Origin of the sequence: Streptococcus suis YS161, assembly GCF_002760245.1 — a bacterium.
Lineage (GTDB): Bacteria > Bacillota > Bacilli > Lactobacillales > Streptococcaceae > Streptococcus > Streptococcus suis_I.
In genome coordinates, this window is record NZ_ASCA01000074.1 from 1 (window position 1) to 19,602 (window position 19,602).

General features: G+C 39.4%; 12 protein-coding genes. 8 read left to right on the forward strand and 4 right to left on the reverse strand.

Annotated elements, in window-relative coordinates:
* Nucleotides 1-222: 222 nt before the first annotated feature.
* From SST111_RS09665 to SST111_RS09680, 4 genes are all read right to left on the reverse strand, one after another.
* The gene (locus SST111_RS09665) at nucleotides 223-978 is read right to left on the reverse strand and encodes a DapH/DapD/GlmU-related protein (RefSeq protein ID WP_099810997.1); all 756 of its coding nucleotides are present in this window, start codon (nucleotides 976-978) and stop codon (nucleotides 223-225) included.
* A 116-nt stretch (nucleotides 979-1,094) separates the two neighbouring features.
* Nucleotides 1,095-2,093 (reverse strand): sugar transferase, encoded by a 999-nt coding sequence (locus SST111_RS09670; RefSeq protein ID WP_180274053.1) that lies wholly within the window; start codon nucleotides 2,091-2,093, stop codon nucleotides 1,095-1,097.
* 279 nt (nucleotides 2,094-2,372) lie between these two features.
* On the reverse strand, nucleotides 2,373-4,712 hold the full coding sequence (locus tag SST111_RS09675) for a glycosyltransferase (protein WP_099810999.1): 2,340 nt from the start codon (nucleotides 4,710-4,712) through the stop codon (nucleotides 2,373-2,375).
* Nucleotides 4,713-4,717: 5 nt separating this feature from the next.
* Nucleotides 4,718-7,936, reverse strand: a complete 3,219-nt coding sequence (locus SST111_RS09680) for an SP_1767 family glycosyltransferase (RefSeq protein ID WP_099811001.1) — start codon at nucleotides 7,934-7,936, stop codon at nucleotides 4,718-4,720.
* Nucleotides 7,937-8,175: 239 nt separating this feature from the next.
* Between SST111_RS09680 and secY2 the strand changes: the two genes are divergently transcribed.
* Genes secY2 through SST111_RS09720 form a run of 8 tightly spaced genes read left to right on the forward strand, consistent with a single transcriptional unit; the run spans nucleotide 8,176 to nucleotide 18,925 of the window.
* A complete protein-coding gene (gene secY2 / locus SST111_RS09685; RefSeq protein ID WP_099811003.1) occupies nucleotides 8,176-9,360 on the forward strand; it encodes an accessory Sec system protein translocase subunit SecY2 in 1,185 nt (394 codons plus the stop codon).
* 16 nt (nucleotides 9,361-9,376) lie between these two features.
* A complete protein-coding gene (gene asp1 / locus SST111_RS09690; protein WP_180274054.1) occupies nucleotides 9,377-10,921 on the forward strand; it encodes an accessory Sec system protein Asp1 in 1,545 nt (514 codons plus the stop codon).
* Between the two features lie 2 nt (nucleotides 10,922-10,923).
* Nucleotides 10,924-12,576, forward strand: a complete 1,653-nt coding sequence (asp2, locus tag SST111_RS09695) for an accessory Sec system protein Asp2 (RefSeq protein WP_099811019.1) — start codon at nucleotides 10,924-10,926, stop codon at nucleotides 12,574-12,576.
* Nucleotides 12,566-13,516 (forward strand): accessory Sec system protein Asp3, encoded by a 951-nt coding sequence (gene asp3, locus SST111_RS09700; RefSeq protein WP_099811007.1) that lies wholly within the window; start codon nucleotides 12,566-12,568, stop codon nucleotides 13,514-13,516. The genes asp2 and asp3 overlap by 11 nt, the downstream gene beginning before the upstream one ends.
* Nucleotides 13,516-15,894, forward strand: a complete 2,379-nt coding sequence (gene secA2, locus SST111_RS09705) for an accessory Sec system translocase SecA2 (protein WP_099811009.1) — start codon at nucleotides 13,516-13,518, stop codon at nucleotides 15,892-15,894. The genes asp3 and secA2 overlap by 1 nt, the downstream gene beginning before the upstream one ends.
* A gap of 15 nt (nucleotides 15,895-15,909) precedes the next feature.
* Complete coding sequence (gtfA, locus tag SST111_RS09710) at nucleotides 15,910-17,415, forward strand: accessory Sec system glycosyltransferase GtfA (RefSeq protein ID WP_099811011.1); 1,506 nt, start codon at nucleotides 15,910-15,912, stop codon at nucleotides 17,413-17,415.
* A complete protein-coding gene (gene gtfB, locus SST111_RS09715; RefSeq protein ID WP_099811013.1) occupies nucleotides 17,412-18,737 on the forward strand; it encodes an accessory Sec system glycosylation chaperone GtfB in 1,326 nt (441 codons plus the stop codon). The genes gtfA and gtfB overlap by 4 nt, the downstream gene beginning before the upstream one ends.
* An 8-nt stretch (nucleotides 18,738-18,745) precedes the next feature.
* Complete coding sequence (locus SST111_RS09720) at nucleotides 18,746-18,925, forward strand: hypothetical protein (RefSeq protein ID WP_099811015.1); 180 nt, start codon at nucleotides 18,746-18,748, stop codon at nucleotides 18,923-18,925.
* Nucleotides 18,926-19,602: the final 677 nt, after the last annotated feature.

Consider the following 19,602-nt stretch of genomic DNA (forward strand, 5'->3'; position numbering starts at 1 on the left):
TTTCTAGATACTTTTCATTTTTTAATCAGTTCGATTGTTTTTACTTGACAAAGGGCTTTACATATCAGTCGTTTAGTGGCTTTTTGCCCAGCCCCAACCCACTACCTGAAAATGCGAAAGTAGTAGGGTTCTATCTGCATCTTCGTCGTCTAGCATGAATTTGATTTTCTTGAGTATAAAACTTGCTCGAAGTTGAAAATACTTCAACAAGTGGGCTTCCCATTAGGTTTCCATTTCTTTAAAATAGTCTTGTATAGCTTGAACCATTTTCTCTGGTTGGGTACTGGAGAAAATCGAGGTTGTTAAGTCTGGATTGTGCGTAACCGTATCAAAGGAATAGATTGGTTTTCCTAAATTCGCTGTTCGGTTTAAAGCGTCTTTAATTTCTGGACCATAATTAATATCTAGATAAATATCAGTTCTTTGTAATACGGTATCTTCAATGTCGAAGTCATTTACTGCTGAATAAATGTTGACATTTTTATATTTTCGAAAGCTATCCAAATAGGGAGAGATAAAGACTCCAGCGAGAATATGAAAAGCGACTTCAGGTAATAATTTAATTAGGAATTCAAGATGTTCTAACCGATCAGAAGCGGTGAAAGTTGTCAGATGATGCTTGAATTGTTTTCTTGGTCGTGTGCTGATAACACCAGAAGAGGTAACGATGCTGTTTGATGGAATATCCTTGTGAATAGTACAACCTGCACCGATAATGACGTTATCACCAATGGTTACCCCTTTTAGGATGACCGAATTGGCCCCAATCCAGCAATTCTTACCAATTTTTATGGGAGCAGTTTTGAATGCTAATTTTTCAACAGGATAATTTGTAAATTTATGATCAAAGTCATAAAGTTTTACACCGTCACCAAACATGGTATCATCGCCGATTTCAATCTTTGAGTGGCAACGTAGTACAGCTCCACTATTGAAGAAGACACGCTTACCAGCAATTAATGTGGCGCAAGAAACCACTTCGACTGTTGCGAAGTTTCTAAATGTTACATAGCCATCGACTGAGCATGTTCAGAGATTTCAGTGACAAAATATTGACCTTCGAAATTGAGAGGAATCTGTGTCATGGTTTACTCCTATTTTAGTACAGTGTGAATGGCATCTATGATTAGTTTTTTGCTATAATAACCATTTGTGATCAATTCTCGAAATCGTAGGACATTGTCAACTTTTTCCCTATAATCTTTCTCAGTGAGGGAAGTGACAAGTTGCTCTGCATCTTCTAAATTAGTCACAACATAGCCAAGTTGATATTGTTCGACTAGGTGAGCATTAGATAAGGTATTTGGTACAATAACTGGTAGACCTGCAGCTAGATAGCTACTCAGCTTGAAAGAGACATTAGCATTATAGTAATCCGAATCTTCTCCTTGAGCCCAAACAAGTCCAAAACCACCATTTTTATTTAAAGATCGGAGCAAGTCTGTTCCAAAAAACCATCCCTTATAGTGAACATTTAACGCATCATTATTATCAAAATTACGAGCAAAGAGGTGAAGAGGGGTATTCTTTCTCCAATCGTTGACAAACGGGAAGCGTTGGGGTTCACCTGCAAAATTGATGATTCTCTGAAATGGTGGTCGTTCAATCCAGACATCCGTTGTATAATCCCACATATCCTGAATGAGAATATTTTTGACAGTCAGTCCTTCTTTGTACAGAATATCGACCATCTTTTGAGAAGGTGCAATAATCAAATCAGCCATATTATACATTTCAACAGTTTTTTCCATCAAATAGAAGTTGGAGCTGAACATGAGAGGTGGGATGTCATGGATAAAGATGACAATTTTTATACCTGCATAAATTTTGAGACGTTTGAGGTATTCGTGGTCAAAACGGGTTCCGTTCCAGCTTGGAGCTTGGAAAATGATAATGTCACCATTTCCTACAGCTGCATTCATACCATCAAAACGAATAGCCAAGTTTTCAATGCTTTCATTGTCAGCATTGAAGCTATAAATGCCGATTTCTTTAATATCTAATTTTTTGGCAATATCTGCCACCATATTTTGTGCCATCAATGCGACGCTGTAGGGAGATTGACCGTAAAGATTTGTAATGTGAACTTTCATACTATTTCCTATTTTCTTTAGAGTTAGATGCCAAAAGGATTAAATTCAGCATGTAAAACAGTTGTGATGTTTTGTAGCAGTGCAGGACTATAACCAAGCTGGATTTTGTTCAGTCTTAGAACCTGTATTCAAAAGTAAAGTACTTTTATTTAAAAGATAGTTTTTTGCTCATCAAGGCAGTGATTTTGAGGAAATACTGATTGTATTTTGAAAAAAACTAGCGATGAGTAGCTGAAAAACTAGCCTTAGATGGAAGCACTGAACTGTGAATACAGGTTTTTATTCTGAGTCTGTTTGTTCTAACTTTGCAAATTGTAACTTTTGCAAAACAAGTTCATACTGTTTGGTATCTGTTAGCTGTTGGTACTCCAAGTACTGTTTGTAATCTCTTAAAATATTGATGTAACGTAATCGAATATCTTTTAATGGGATTTGAGCAAGGAGGCAATCCGCAATTTTTTCTTCGTAGATTGGAATAAAATCATCAACCCAAGATAGTTGAAAACCAGATGTCATGATACTGTTTTTTCGTCTCCTATACATATATAGGTTTTTGTTGATTTGAACAATTTTATTTGCTTTAATGAAGAGCTTATGGGTTGTTGCATCATCGTCAAATTTGCGACCAAAAGGAAATTTGACACCTTGGAAACAAGATTTCTTTATCAGCTTACAGACGGTTATAATATAGTTGGCATTATTATATTTTCCCCAGTTGGTCTGACGGATGACAGCTTGAGTGGGAGTGATGACTTCGAAGTTTGTTTGAGCATCAATATGAAAATAATAAAATTTTCCATCATTTTCATCATATCTATAATAATGCCCCATGGCTATATCAGCCTGTTCTTGCTTAACATGGTGATACAGAGTTGCCACGAGTTCCTTGTCAATAACGTCGTCACCGTCAACTAGAGTAATGTATTCGCCATTAGAGTGTTTGACACCGACATTTTTAGCGTCGGAAGCTCCGCCATTTTCTTTATGGATAATCTTGATACGATTGTCTTGGCTTGCTAGTTTATCGCAGATTTTGGCAGTTTCATCTGTCGATCCGTCGTTGACAAGGATGATTTCTAGGTTTGGATAGGTTTGATTTTGGATACTTGTGACACATTCTTCTATGTATGGCGCAACATTATAGGCTGTTACAATAACGCTGATTTTCTCGGTTTTATCTTCTCGGTAGATGTAGTCTGCTCGTGGAAGGTAGGCAAGTGAAGGAGCAGCATAGAAGTCTGATAGTAGTAGGTTTCCACTATAAGATGGAATATTTTCTAAGAAGTACTCAGTAGTGAAGAGTTTTCCCCAAAGATGTTCCAGATAATTTTGTTGCTTGTTACTAGGACTTTCTAAGTCCTGCTTCAGTAGTACCCCCCCATTTTTTATAGGTTCGTGAAAATAAAATACGCCATCATTGCTGTCGAAAACAAAGTAGTTTGATAAAACAAGGTCAGTATTTCCTTGTTCAGCTTTTTCTACTAGATATTTGATGCAGTCTTCTTCTAAAATGTCACTCTCACGGACGAATAGAATATAGTTTGCTGCTGTTTTTTCAGCAATTGTTTGATATCTTTCTGCTCTTGTTACGCTGTGTGGAGCTGTGAAAGAGATGCGCTGATCTATCGTGCAATATTCTTGTGCAATCTTACGACAATGTTCATTTGCTTGATCATCGAGTAATAGAATGTCAAGGTTTGTATAGGATTGCCGAATAATACTGTCGATACATTCTTTTAGGTGTTCCTCACGGTCATGAAGCTCAACGACCACAGCTACTTTAGCCTTATCAGAAGCAATCAGATGGTAGTATTCCAAACGATACTTGCGGTATTCATCAATATAGGGACCAAGATAGTCAAAGGTTTGGTGCTTATTATTCCATGGTTTTGTTTTGCCTGATCCAGAAAAGTGAAGGATGATACCAGGTTGGTCGCTGATTTCTGGCCACATGAGACGCCAGTTGGTAAAGTTGTAGATATAGCTGAATAGGGTGGTATCATCTTTAAAAATCATATTGAGAATATCCTGGTCACCAAAACGTAGGTCAGGACTTTTTGCGACGGCTGTTTCTAGAAGTACCTTATCCAGCTGCCCAACCCGTAGTTTGTTGAGGTTAAATAAGATAACGCCAGCATTGAAATAGTTGTGATGGTCTTCAAGACCGATAGAAGTCACATGTTCGGGTGCACCTGCGTAGATATCAATTTCTCGAGAGACACCCAAAGAAACGGAAGATATATCTGTGTCCCAAAGTGGTTTGATGTTTCCACGTACTAGTACATCAACGTCTAAGTAAAGTACTTTGTCTAGTTCTGGTAGGAGTTCTGTTAGTAAAAAACGATAGTAAGTCGAGACGTGTAGACCATCTTTGGCAGGTTTAATTTGATTGAAGTAATTATTTTCGATTTTTAAGAAACGAATCGTTGCATTTGGGAAGTGCAAAAGCAGTTTTTCAAGATTCTGTCTGTACTCTGTCTCGATTTCTTGATGTAAGATGTAGAAGTGAATAGTGTTATCGCTATTATGCTTTAAGATAGAGTAAATGGTAGTACCTAAATAATCCGCATACTTTCCTGCCACAGAAAAGGCGATGTGGATAGGATTAGAATTGTGCATATTTCTTAACTTTCTGATAAATCTAGAATAATTTGTGAAGCATAGGTGCTGTCTTCTTGGAGAACAATATCTTGGTCAAAATTATGTTCTGCAGTATGTTTATGGTTAAATTTTATCTTATGTGTTGCTCGAGCCTTGAACCATTCGTATTCGGAATCAATATGACCGATGTCAATAATTTGGAAATTTTCTTTAGCAACCTGATAGGCCAACACTTTTGCAGTTGGACCTAGCATTGCTAGAATCAATCGGTCTTTTCCATATTGGAGAGTCGCTTCTTTAATCTGCTGGAAGTTTTGGTAGGCATTTTTTGCTGGGCAGATAATGCGTTGAATGGATTTTGCATTATCGAATAAATCATTTCCGATACCAGAACGAGAGTGTTTGCCTTCGACAATTAAAATATCTTTATCTTGCCAAATTTGTTTTAATTGTGCAAAATATCCAGCTGAGGGCTCCTTGTCAACCAAGTCCATATAAGGGCGAGAGATGAAGGTAGATCCGTACCAGTCTGCTTGACAGATTTCTTGGTAGTAGTCCTTGTAGTGTTCTAAGTGATGTTTCCAGAAGTTTTGAGCAGATTCAGTATAACGTTCTTGTTTTTCAAAGACATCTGAGAGACAAACGACGAAAGTTTCTGAGCTGGATTGAGACATGATTTCTTTAAGCTCTTTGGCCAAGTTTGCATCGTAGTCTTGATAAGGGATGCTATTTCCGGCAATGATGTCCATTTCTCCATCACCAAATCGAGCAAGGGAGGATTGGTGTTTTAAGAGGTAGTCAATGGTTTCGGAAATTCCGATGACTGTTGGGAAAGCGGTATTCCCTGAACTATCTACTTTATTGGCCAGTCTTTCTAAGGCTAGAGCAAGTTCCTGCACTTGGCTGAAAGCAATCTGACCTTGTTGTCCATGCTGGGTTTGTGGTAGGGAGTAGACTGGTTTATTGAGGGTATGGAATCGTTCGATAATATGTTCCACTTCGCCGTCGTAATTGATATCTAGTAAGACAGTTGATTGACCAACCAAATCTTCAACGACACAGGTCAGGCCGATAAGATTTGATGCAAGGACGAGATTATCATAACGTAATAGACTAGCTAGTCGGTCGGACACCATGACAGGTGATGCGATGATAAAGGTCCATTGCGGAAGGTTTTCAAGGAGAAATTCAATCCCTTCTAGTCTTTCACTGTAGGTGTAGATAAAGGCAGTAGGTTTCGGCTTTTCCACTTGTCCTTTTTCCATATATGGTAGAGGTTTTTGTTTTTGGATGTCGGTCCACTCTAAGTTATGATAAAACCACCACAAATCTCTAAACAAGGATTGCGTATAGATACTCCAAGGTTTTCTCTCGGTCAAATAGTGGATAACGGCTGGATAGGTTGGATGATCCAGCGGATAGTCTGAGAACATTTGATGGATGGTAATAAAATTGTATTCATTTTCCAGTTCCAGCCAGCGATCTTGAAAGACCATATTTAAGATACTTTGGTCATCTTGACTGACCTTATCGTGCCACTCATTTGTCATTTCAATCAAATGTCTGGTCATGTTTTCCGCTTTCCATTGCTTGTTATCAATCAATAAGCAATCTGCATTAAATACATGTTGATTGAAGTAGACTTGTCCGCCCAAATCTTTGACAGCAGCCAAGGGTTTTCCTTGCATGTCTGTCTGGAAAAGGTCTGTCAAATCTTTAGTCACGACCATATCACAGTCTAGATACAAGACCTTATCTTCTTTTACAATATCAGAAATGAAGTAACGCAAAAAGGTAGTGTAGTTAATATTGGTGTGATAACCTTCTAGCAACTGGCTATTGACACGACCGTTGATAATTTTGGAATCTAGGGGGGCTAGTTTCTTATTCAAGCCTGCAAACCAATCAGATGGAAAGTCGCTATTGATGAGATAGAAGGTGACATTTCTATTGTGGTAGCAGATGGATTTGATTGTCGTTAATACCTGTGTATTGTAGGCATAGTTGGCTGCTAGCACAATGGTTTTCTTGACGGTGCTTTCTTTTTGGCTGGCTTGTACTTCCTGTAAGAATGCTACCATATTTTCAACTTGTTCTGATGAAAAGACTCTTGCCTGACTATCAGGGCTAGCGGTTGATTCAAAGGCAAGAATAGGGATATTTCTGTCTTTGATGGCTTGGATGATATGGAGCGACTTGTCGCCATGATTGATATCTAGATAAATCTGGCAATGTTCGATGAGTTTATCCAAGGTTGGACCGACAATGGACTGATAGAGTCGTACATTATGGTAGACATTGAGCTTGAGCAGTGGTAATCCCATGTTTGTATAGGCTGCGATGTGGAAGGTGATATCTGGACAAGCCTGAACAAGGGTTTCAATCTGTTCGAGTGATTCTGAATTGGTAAAGGTAAAGGCATTAAAACCTGTCTGGAGCTGCTGGAAATCTTCTAGCTGAATACTGGCTAAATCAGACCAGTCCGTCATAGCGAATGTCCACCAGAGATCTCGATAACGGTGTGAGCTGAAGGTATTCCAAGGCTTGTGTCGAGTGGTAAAATGGATGATACGCGGAAAGGCTGTTGACTGTGAAAAATGGTTGGTCCAGTTGCTGTAAAAGGCGACCATATCGTGACCAACTTGTAGATTTTCCACCTTGTCTAATTCGAGCCAGTTATGGGCAAATACTTTGTTGAAGACAGTTTGGTCCCCGTTGAAAAGGTAATCTGGATTTGCTTCTTTTATGGCTTGTTCAGCTTGGGTTGTTTGAATGAGTTGCTCGAGAATGTGTTCCTTACGCCATTTCTTATTATCGATGACGAGGACACCTGCGTTAAACTCAATTCCTGAAGGATCTGGAATAGCAGCAAGTGGGTAGCCTTGAAGGTCTAGGGAGTAGAGAGAGTCAAGGGATTGGCAGACTAAGGTATCGCTGTCTAGGTAAAGAACGCGATCTTCTGGAATGTACTTTGGTATAAAGTAACGAGCATATGTCATATGGTTGATATGGTCGTGGGTCGGCCAATTTTGAGCTAACTCGCTATCAAAGAGACGAATGTCAAGGATTTGACTGTCAAATTGTGTAGCCATGTCTCTGATAGAGAGAAACCACTCCTGAGGGATATCTTGGTTTAAAATATATATTTTACATTGGCGGTTAAAGCGAAAAATAGATTTGAGGCAAGTAGTCAATTGGAGTAGGTAGTCTTTATCTCCGGCTAAGCAAATGATTTTTTTCATGAAATATCCTTTTGAAAAATGTTGTAGTAGTTACCTGTTGTGCTAGTTAATCAGGAATAAGCAGATGTCATACCATATATTGAAAATTATATCAAACAATTACGAGAAAAGGAAGAAAGGACGGAGCCCTGACTTGCAAAAAAGCCCGTTATGGCATATACTGTATGAGGTAAAAACGTAAAATGGGGTTAGTTTAGCTATTTTTAATTTACGATGTCGTAGCAGGAGAAAAAGTAATAATGAAGAAAATACAACCTGGGATTCGAAAGTTAGCTGTAACAGCAGGAATCACTATGTTATTTCTAGTGGGGCGCAGCATACCACTTCCTTTTCTACAGTTGGATGCTTATATCAACCCAGAAGAAGTCAATAGTTTTAATTTAGCTCAGATTAGTTTGTTTTCTCTTGGATTAGGTCCATGGATGAATGCGACTATTTTACTTTCTTTATTTACACGCAGAAAAAGCGCTTCGGAGTCACCACGGATGGCTGAATATCGGAAAAACGCGTTGATGTTGCTCATTGCTGTTATTCAAGGTTTAGGAATTGCTGTTTCATTCAGTTATACAGGTAGTGGTAGTCAGCTTTATCAATCAATAGCTGGTGTGACTCTAGTTTCAGTGGCAGGGGCTTTTGTCATTTCTTGGTTAATTAGCTTGAATAGTAATTTCGGTGTGGGTGGTTCAGCCATGCTCGTGTTGGTGAATATTCTTGTTGGACAACTGGTAACTATTCCGAAGGTTATGGAGTTGAGTGGTACCTATCTAACGCCTTATTTATGGTTTGGTCTATTGTGGATTTTAGTAACCATTTACTTAATCGTTGTATTTGAAAAAGCAGAGTACCGAATTCCGGTACAACGGATTACAATTAACAATGCCTTGGCCGATGAAGCCTACATGCCCGTTAAGATCTTCTTATCTGGTGGGATGTCATTTATGTATTCGTATACCTTATTTAGCTTTCCCCAGTATGTCTTAGTCTTGCTTGCTTATTTTTTCCCTCAGCATGGGACAATTATCAAGGCACTCGGACGTTACTTCTCAATGTTGGAGTGGGAAGGTATGGTAGTTTTTCTCCTAATTTTGTATGTTTTGACAGTGAGCTTTGCCTATATTAACCTCAATCCGACCGACAAGGCTGAGGAGTTGAGAAAGTCTGGTGACTATATACCGGGAGTGAGACCAGGGAAACCTACTAAGCAATATCTATCAAAAATAGCTTCTCGTCTAGGGAATTTTAATGCGTTTTATCTGGTCGTTATGTCTGGTATTCCAATGGGAATCTCCATGATTTATCCAGAATTGCGCCCTATTGCCAACCTGCCTGGTGTAGTGATGATGACCGCAAGCATCTTTTTAACAATTATCATTGAATTTCGTGTTATGCGGCTGAAGAAACGCTACACACCTTTATTTAAATAAATGAAAGAAAGGGATGATGATGTTTTATTTTATCCCCTCATGGTATCCTGAAAAACGTACTTGGTACGACAACACAGAGTTGTGGTATCGTCGCAATATGTCTTCTTATTTTGACGATACGATTAATCAGCTGCGTATGTTTGTCAATGTAGGAGAACCTAGTCAACTAATAGTATTAAATTATATGCCCAATCTGCGTTATTATACGCATCGGTATGGGCTGTTTGAAGTTCCATATTGGTCTGTATTTGACCACATACAAGGAATTGCAGGTGATGATTTTCAACCGTTGGACTATTTGGATATGGAATGGCCTGATGGAATTGAGTTTATCAATAGTCCTTTTCTAGTCATTGCGCGGTTAAAAGGGCAATTATTTGCCCAGTTGGAGTTTGGCGAGGAAGGAAATCTTGTTTGGATTGATTTTTTTGACCAAGATGTTCAAAGTAAAAAAATGGTTTTTGATGACAGAGGCTTTCTATCAAGCATTCTTTATTATCAAGATGGCCAACCTTACTACCAAGATTATCTCGGAAAAGATGGAGTCTATCGCATTCGAGAGTACCTTTTACCGAATAATCAGCAAGTACTGATTAACCCGACAAGGCAATATCAATTTTTTAAAAATAAATATGACTCGATAGAAGAACTGATCAGTGAACAACTAGAACGATTCCTATCTGCTCAACCCAAATCTACAATCGTGTTAGCAGCGGATGGAAGACATCATGAGACTGTTGCAAAAGCAATAAGCAGACATACATTGGTTTTGTCTTATTTTGGAAACCGATTTGAAGTAGACTCTACCAGTCAACTACAAGTAGATCGTTTACTCTCCCCTCATCTGATTGTGACGGATAGTTTGAAGACGCAACAGAAACTTGAAAATATGACGAGTCACCCTGTTCATCAGGTTTCATTGTATGATACACGACTTGCTCTTGGAAAAAGTCAACGCTTGAAAGAATTGTATATCTATTTCTTGTTAGATGGAGTGCATGAGACCCATTGGAAAGTAGCGTTACAAGAAATTTTTGTAGCGATGAAATCAAATGAATATATCCATTTAATGTTGGTTACCTACCAGTCGGAAAAGAATTACCTTGATCGATTAAAAGAGGAAATCGAGTTAGAGTTGGAACAGATGCCAGAAGAATACTTAAAACTGAAAGAGAACACAAAACATCAATTGTTTGAGGTAGGAGACGAGGAAGAAGAGGTGGAGCGCGTTGCATTTACTCCTCTTCATTCCGAGGTGGACATCATGGTAGCCTTAGAGTCGGTTCGCCTCATAATTGATCTGGCAGATGAACCGAATCTATACACACAAATCGCTGGCATCAGTGCTGGGATTCCACAAGTCAATGCTAGACAGACAGAATATGTCGAACACTTAAAAAACGGCTATATCCTGACTGATGGTGGAGATTTAGGCGCGGCGCTAAATTATTATTTAGACGGATTAAGTCATTGGAATGAGTCCTTGATTTATTCTGTTAGAAAAATATCAGATTATACAAGCGGTGTCCTAGTAGAAAAAATTAAAGAAAAAGTAGAATGACAATGTCAAAAAAAATACATGTACTACAAGTTGGAACGGAAGATTGGTCCCAAGCGTTTGCTATTCCAGAGTCTTTAGAGTGGCACTATCTCCCTTCGGATAAACTATCAGATTTCCTAAAGGAGCAAGAAATTATTGAAGCAAAACGAAGGGAAGCGACAGCACTCTACGAAGAGTTCGCGCTACAACCAGAAGCAAATGAGTTCTACCTTCAGGAGTTGGAAAAAATGCTGAAAGTGGAGCTTCGGACAGTTGCCTATAGTATTTTACTGCTTTCAGACAAGAATTATCCTGCAGAACTTACTAAGTTGGATTCGCTGATTGATGCTCATAGGGTATTTTATCCAAGTAATTGGGAAGCAGAAGATAGGACGACAGCAAATTTTCTATATAAAAAAGTAGCCCAACGCTATGATTGGAATAAAAAAGAAGAGCTCATCTACACCTTTTCTAAAGCATTATTTAGTGGACAATTTGGGCAAAAGATTACCTTAGCAGAACTGGAAATTTCTACTAATTTTGGTGGAAAGATAGATTATGAGGGTCAAAATTATGTTTGTTTAGAGGGAGATTTTGGTCAAGATTTCCAGCAAATTGCCTATTATCGTTATAACATTCAAGCTTACAAAGATGTTTTCCTAAATTTATTTCTGAATCATGTAGTTGAGCCAAGCTGTGCGATTAAATTAAATGTGCAACTCATCCAAGATGGTTCAACGGCGACTATTGTAAAAGAATGGTCTTTTGAGGGGAAAGAATTAAGAGATCAACTCTTTTTGGACCCCAACGAAAACGGCTATTTATTTATATCCATCCATGCCAAAGGGAACGGACTGATAAAAATCGGTTCTTGCCATCAACGTTGGAGTCGAAATGGACTGGGAGAGTTTGTCTTGGGAGGAGAACGCCTGGTGGATGATGATTTGCAAGAAATCTATACTTTCTTTCATCCGATGGATTTTACTCCTCCTCTTTGTGTCTATTTTTCAGGTTTTCGGGCAGCAGAAGGTTTCGAGGGCTACCGTATGATTCGTGGCTTGAACAAACCTTTTATGTTAATCTGTGATCCACGTCTGATTGGTGGTGCCTTTTATCTAGGTAGTGAGGATTTAGAACAACAGATTGTTCAAAAAATACAGGAAAAATTAGATTACCTAGGGTTTAATAGTAGTCAACTAATTTTATCGGGGATGTCGATGGGAACATTTGGAGCGACTTATTATGGTGCTGACCTTCATCCCTACGGCATCGTCTTGGCAAAGCCAGTTCTAAGTTTGGGTGAGGTTGCTCTGATGGAGAAAGTTCATCGCCCAGGTGGTTTCGCAACCTCTATTGAACTGTTAAAATCCTTATACGGAGATTTGAGCTTGGCATCAGCTGAAAGATTAAACAATCGCTATTGGGATAAGATGACTGAAGGAGTGTTTAAGAATACTCAATTCGCAATTACCTATATGAAAAACGAAGATTATGATGCTTCAGCATTTGAAAAAATGATCCACTATAGCAAGTCTACGGGGGCTACTATTCATGCTAGAGGCATAGCTGGAAGGCATAATGATGCCTTTGGTTCAACATATGGTTGGTTTGTGAATCGCTATAAAGCAATGATAAAAAACGGATTTGATACAAAGGAAGAGGCGCATGAAAGTTAGTATTCGTTGGAAGTACTTTATACGTTCGGCTTATAGTTATGGAAGTACACTTCGGTTTGGAGATGGAAAAGTCTATTTTGAAAATCCGTTAATGCCACCCAGCTTTGAGTTGAATCGTTGGGAATCCTTGACTAATTTTCAAAGTCGTAGGGTACAGCCACAACTACCTCTGTTAAAAAAAGGAGTGACCTATCGGCTAGACTTGAAGGCTTCTGTCTATCCGACAGCATCTGTCTATGTGCAGGTAGAATTTTTTAATCGCTATCGAGAAAAAATTGATTTTGTCATTCTAAAAGACTCTTCAAGTGAATTTACTTATCCGAAAGAAGCCTATTCCTATGAGATTGCTTTAATCAATGCAGGCTGTAGCGAGATGGAATTTACAGAGTTGATCTTGGAAGAAAAATGCACAATTCCAGACACGCTTGAAAGTTATCTGAAAGGTTTAAATTACCCTGCTCAAACTGGTGTATTGAATATTATTTTTCTAGAAGAAAAACGGGATTTGCTTGAAAAACAACCGATTTTGAGTCGATTGATGGAAGAGTTGAAGAATGTTATTTTAATTGATGATGATTCTTTTTCGGTATTGAACCAGCAACATCAGGAGTATATAGCAAAATGCATCCATGATGAACAGTTTCATACCGCTCGACTCATATCCTATGGACCTAAGGGAAACTTTGCTAGCTTATTTTATAAGCATCGCCTCCCTAAGACACAAGTCTACTCCAGTTTGGATTTTTGGTCTGAATCACGCTATTTGGAAGAACTGACCAAGATTGGTATGTTTGAAGAAGAGATTGTGACCATTTTAGCAGAGAAAGAAGAGTCTTTCTTTTATGCAGGACTGGTAAATTCAGGTTTAAAATTAGTGGCTCATTTATTTGACCCCTTAGAGGCATTGTTAGAGTTTGAAAATGAGAAAGGACGGTCGTAATGGGGCTGGGACAGTACTTTAAGCTAGATTATTATAGGATTCAGCGTTTAAAGAAAATCTATCAGCGAATTGATAGTCTAAAAGATGAGATGGGTCAATTAACCGACGAGGAATTGGCTGGGAAAACTGAGGAATTTAAGGAACGATTAGCTCAAGGTGAAACGCTCGATGATTTATTAGAAGAGGCTTACGCTGTCGTTCGTGAAGCAGCCAAGCGCGTGCTAGGAATGTTTCCGTATGAAGTTCAAGTTTTAGGTGCTATTGTTCTTCATGAAGGTAATGTTGCTGAGATGAGGACTGGAGAAGGAAAGACGTTGACGGCTACCATGCCCTTGTACTTAAATGCTTTGGAAGGTAAGGGAGTCATGTTGATTACCACGAGCTCTTATCTTGCACAGCGGGATGCCGATGAAATGGGGGCTGTTTACCGTTTTCTGAATCTAAGTGTCGGTGTTGGTGTCGGCGGAAAAGAAGATCGAAATAAATCCTCCCAAGCTAAGCGTGAGATTTATGGCTCTGACATTGTATATACCACCAACTCAGCTCTGGGGTTTGACTATTTGTTTGAAAATCTTGCGACAGATTTGAAACAAAAGTTTTTACGTCCTTTTCATTATGCCATTATTGATGAGGCAGATGCGGTTCTTCTAGACACAGCTCAAACACCACTGATTGTTTCTGGCTCACCTCGGGTTCAATCGAATTTATATACAATTGCTAATCACTTTATTCTCAGTCTGACCGAAGGAGAGAGCTACTATTATGACCGAGAGCTAAAAGAAGTCTGGTTGACACAGAAAGGGATGGATGAGGCAGAACGCTATTTTAGTTCCCAAAATTTCTATATTGCAGACAATCAGGAGTTAGTTCGCCACGTAGTTCTTGCGTTACAAGCCCATAAATTTTATACCAATGGAAAAGACTACGTTGTAGAAGATGGTGAAGTAAAGCTTTTGGATAAGGTTGATGGTCGAGTTCTGGATGGCACCAGGCTTCAAGGAGGAGTTCATCAATCCATCGAGGAAAAAGAAGGTGTAGAAATAACTCCCGCCATGCGCTCCATGGCCTCAATAACCTATCAAAATCTGTTTTTAATGTTTGATAAGCTTTCAGGGATGACAGGAACTGGTAAAACAGCCGAGTCAGAGTTAATCGAAACTTATAATATGGAAGTTATTCAAATTCCAACCAACAAACCAGTTATCCGTAAGGATTATCCTGATAAGATTTATACGACCATGCCAGAAAAAATTAGCGCCTCTTTGGATTTGGTAAAAAAAGTCCATGCAACTGGTCAGCCGATTCTTCTAGTGACTGGTTCGGTCAATATGTCTGAACTCTACTCAGAGCTTCTCTTGTTAGAAGGGATTCCCCACAGCCTTCTCAATGCCTATAATGCCGCTAAAGAAGCACAAATAATTGCTGAGGCAGGACAGTTTGGAACGGTTACTATTGCGACCAATATGGCTGGTAGAGGAACAGACATCAAACTTGGTCCAGGTGTAAAAGAATTGGGTGGTCTAGCTGTTATCGGAACGGAACGGATGAAGAGTCAACGGATGGACTTGCAAATGCGAGGACGTTCAGGGCGACAGGGAGATCCAGGATTTAGCCAATTTTTTGCCTGCCTAGAGGATGACCTCCTGATTGAAAATGGTGGAAAGTGGATTCAGACTTATTTTGAAAATAATAAAGACAAAGTTGATCCACTGAATCCAAAAGAATTGACAGGTAAACGATTTAAAAGGGCATTAAAGCAGTCACAAGAAGCGAGTGATGGCTCTGGTCGCTCGTCTCGAAGTCTGACCTTACAGTTTGATGAAAGTGTTAAATTGCAACGCGATTACATCTATAAAGAAAGAAATGCCATTATCGAAGGAACAAGCAAAGCGCTCGATATTCTACAATTTGCAAAAGAAGATATCGCGCACTATCTTGAAAGACATCCTGTTTTAGATGCCCATGATTTGGAACGTTATATCTTGGATTATATCACCTACGATTTTCACAATTTTCCAGAACATTTAGAACTACAGAATCATGACCAAGTACAAGCTTTCTTAGTGTCCATTGTTGAACAAGAAATCAAACGAAAAAAAGAAGTTCTATCAAAAGATTATTTACAATTTGAACGCTTGGCTGTTTTAAAAGCTATTGATGAATGTTGGGTCGAAGAAGTGGACTATCTACAACAGCTCCGTATCATAGCAGGAGCGAGACAGGCAGCGCAACGAAACCCAGTATTTGAATACCATCAAGAAGCCTATAAAGGCTATCAAAAAATGAAAGCAGAAATAAGGCGAAATATCTTACAGAATATCCTTTTAAGCGATGTGTCTTATACAGATAAGGGAAAGATGCAAGTATATTTTGCGTAGGAAGAAGAGGAAAACATGACCATCTACAATATCAATCTTGGGATAGGTTGGGCCAGTAGTGGTGTTGAGTACGCTCAAGCCTATCGTGCTCAATTGTTACGCCGAAAAGGGATTAAATCCAAGTTTATCTTTACAGATTTTTTCGGACAAGATAATCTATCCGATATGACACGAAATATCGGGTTCAAGGATGAGGAAGTCATCTGGCTCTATACCTTCTTTACAGATCAAAAGGTGGCACCAACAAGCTACACCCTTGACCAATTGAGACAAGATGTTACAGGAACGATAACACGAGAAGAACGTGATGGAAAAATTGTTCGCTTCTTCTATGAAGAGCAGAATTTCTTTTTGACAGCCTATCTTTGTCAGGAAGACAAAGATATTGTTCATCGTGTTGAATATGTTTCGAGTGGGAATCTGATTCGCAAGGATTTCTTTACCTACATGAGAAGTTTTAGTGAGTACTATACCCCACGCGATAATAAGGCCCACCTTTACCTCAGACGCTACTTCAATGAAGATGGCTCTGTTGCATATGAAGAAGTGATTGATGGAAATAAGAGTGTTTACCGTATGCCGGATGCTCTTATCAGTTCCAAGGAGGAATGGATTGCCTACTTTATGCAGAACCTTGGCTTGACTAGCCAAGATATCGTCATCTTGGACCGAGCTACAGGAACAGGTCAGGCAGTCTTTGCCAATAAAGGACCTGCTCGTTTAGGTGTCGTCATCCACGCTGAACATTACAGTCTCAATCAGGTTACCGACCAGACGATTCTTTGGAATAACTATTATGACTACCAATTTGTTCATGCTGATTGTGTTGATTTCTTCATTACCTCGACCAAACGGCAAAAAGAGGTCTTAGAGGAGCAGTTTGAAAAATATGTTGGTAAAATCCCTCGCATCGTGGCCATACCGGTTGGAAGTATTGATGATGTCAGACGTGCAGAAAAGAGAAGACCTTACTCCATTATCACCGCTTCACGTCTAGCAACAGAAAAACATGTAGACTGGCTGACCAAGGCTGTGGTTGCTGCCAAGAAAGACCTGCCTGAACTCACTTTCGACATCTATGGTAGTGGTGGTGAACGTGCTAAAATTGAGGCTATTATCAAGGAACATCAGGCAGAAGATTACATTCACCTGAAAGGGCATCACGATTTGACTGAGGTTTATCAAAATTACGAACTCTACCTGACTGCTTCAAAAAGTGAGGGCTTTGGCTTGACCTTATTAGAAGCTATCGGTGCAGGCTTGCCACTTATCGGCTTTGATGCTCCATACGGCAATCAGACCTTTATTCAAGAAGGTAAGAACGGTTATCTTTTGCCTTTCCCTACAGTAGAGGATGAGCAGGAGATTGTCGCACACTATCGTCAAGCGATTCGTGTCTTCTTCAGCCAAGATGATCGTCATGAAATGCAGGAAGCTTCTTACCAAGTGGCATCTGCATTCTTAACCCATGAAATCGAGAAAAAATGGGTAGAATTAGTAGAGGAGATGGTAGGAAGATGATTCATTTATTTGATACGTATCAACAATCGAGCTGGGATTTGCATTATTCCTTACTTTGTTCAGGCTATTATAATCCGACGATTGTGTTACATGATGATGGTTTTTTGCCTCATGATGTGACATCGCCTTATCGTTTTTTTACAGATTATGATGCGGTAAAAGGTCAGGCTTTGTATTTCAATCAGGTAAAAACACCAGCTTTCTGGGAAATCCGTGGAGACGGTAGTCAGGCGGCAATCTATGATTATGCGACCAAACGTGCGCAGATTCATTACGCTCAGCCAAGCCATAAGCGACTTGTCAAGGCTGTCGATTGGTATGATGAAACAGGGAAAATCGTCGTGACCGATCGCTACAATGACAAAGGAATGCGTTTTGCACAAACCAGTTATGATAGACAAGGACAGGCTATGCAGACCAGTTACTATAAGGCGGATGGTCAGGAAGTCTTAGTTGAAAATCACGGTACGGGTGATTGGATTTTGAACTATCAGAGCCGTATTTACTTTTTCAAGAATAGACATGATTGGTTGAGATTCTACCTCAAGACAGCAGGGTTTAAGTTGGACCGGATTTTTTACAACAGTTTGGGACAATCTTTCTTGACTGCTTTCTATCTAGATGAAGATGGTGAAGACATTCTCTTTTGGCAAGAACCGATTCACGATAGTATTCCAGGAAACATGCTCCTTTTGCTCAATAAGCAGAGCAGAAGACCGACCAAGGTTGTGGTACAAGATAAGGAAGCCTATGACAATCTGATGGCACTGGCAAGTCCAGAACAACAGAAAAATATTGCCTATCTTGGCTTCTTGTATCCGTTTAAAGAACAAACTGAGTTTAAACCAGAAGCTCTTATCCTGACCAATTCTGATCAAATCGAACAGTTAGAACATCTGGTCACGAGTTTACCGCAGCTGCATTTTCATATCGGTGCGATTACAGAAATGTCTAGCCGTTTGATGACCTTTGGTAACTATGAAAATGTGACCCTCTATCCAAATATCGCCATGGATTTGGTGCATCAATTGTACCAGCAATCTAGTATCTATCTCGATATTAACCATGGTAACGAAATCCTATCAGCAGTCCGTACAGCTTTTGAGCGTCGTTTGCTTATCTTAGGCTTTTCAGAGACTCTTCATGCACCGTGCTATGTAGCAAGTGAAAATCGCTATGCTTCTTCGCAAGTTGAGGTCATGATTGCTAAGATTAAATCCTTGTTGGCAGGACAGAGTGATGAACAAAGTCGCCTCCTATCCTGCCAGGAAAAAGAAGCCAACTTGACAACGATTGCTAATTACCAGCGCGTGATAAACTAGGAGGGACTATGAAACACGAGCATCCATTGAAAGAAAGCATCGAGCAACGACTCGAAGAAGAACGCTATGTACTGCCAAAAGAGAAGAAAAAAAAGAAAATGTTCGATTTTCAGCTGGTCGTCATTTTCTCAATTCTTCTTGGTCTTCTTCTTATTATTTTGCAAATTCTTCAGTTCTTTTTGAAATAACTTTTTAGCTAGAATGAATGTTCTGGCTTTTTCTGTATTTTTAATGAGCTTCTAATACTCAATGAAAATCAAAATCAGACTCGCTCCAAAGGTTCGGGGAACCTTTGGAGGTTGGAGATAGAACGAACGTGGTTCGTATCTCTAGGTTCGTGGAACCTTTGGAGGTTGGAGATAGAACGAACGTAGTTCGTATCTCTAGGTTCGTGGAACCTTTGGAGGTTGGAGATAGAACGAACGTAGCTCGTATCTCTAGGTTCGGGAAACCTTTGGAGGCTGAAGATAGAACGAACGTAGTTCGTATCTCTAGGTTCGAGGAACCTTTGGAGGTTGGAGATAGAACGAACGTAGCTCGTATCTCTAGGTTCGGGAAACCTTTGGAGGCTGGAGATAGAACGAACGTAGTTCGTGTCTCTAGGTTCGTGGAACCTTTGGAGGTTGGAGATAGAACGAACGTAGTTCGTATCGATATGATGCAGATAGAACTCTGTTACTTTTCATACTTTCAAGTAACAGGCTGAAAACCTCCACTGGAGCTTTTCAGTCATCAAATCGAGACAACAACGTTTGAGTTTGATTTTCGGAGAGTATAAGAATAAAAAAGCAATTTATTTGATATATTCAATCAATTATGGTAAAATCAAATAAATATACCCATCGATATATATATATATATATAT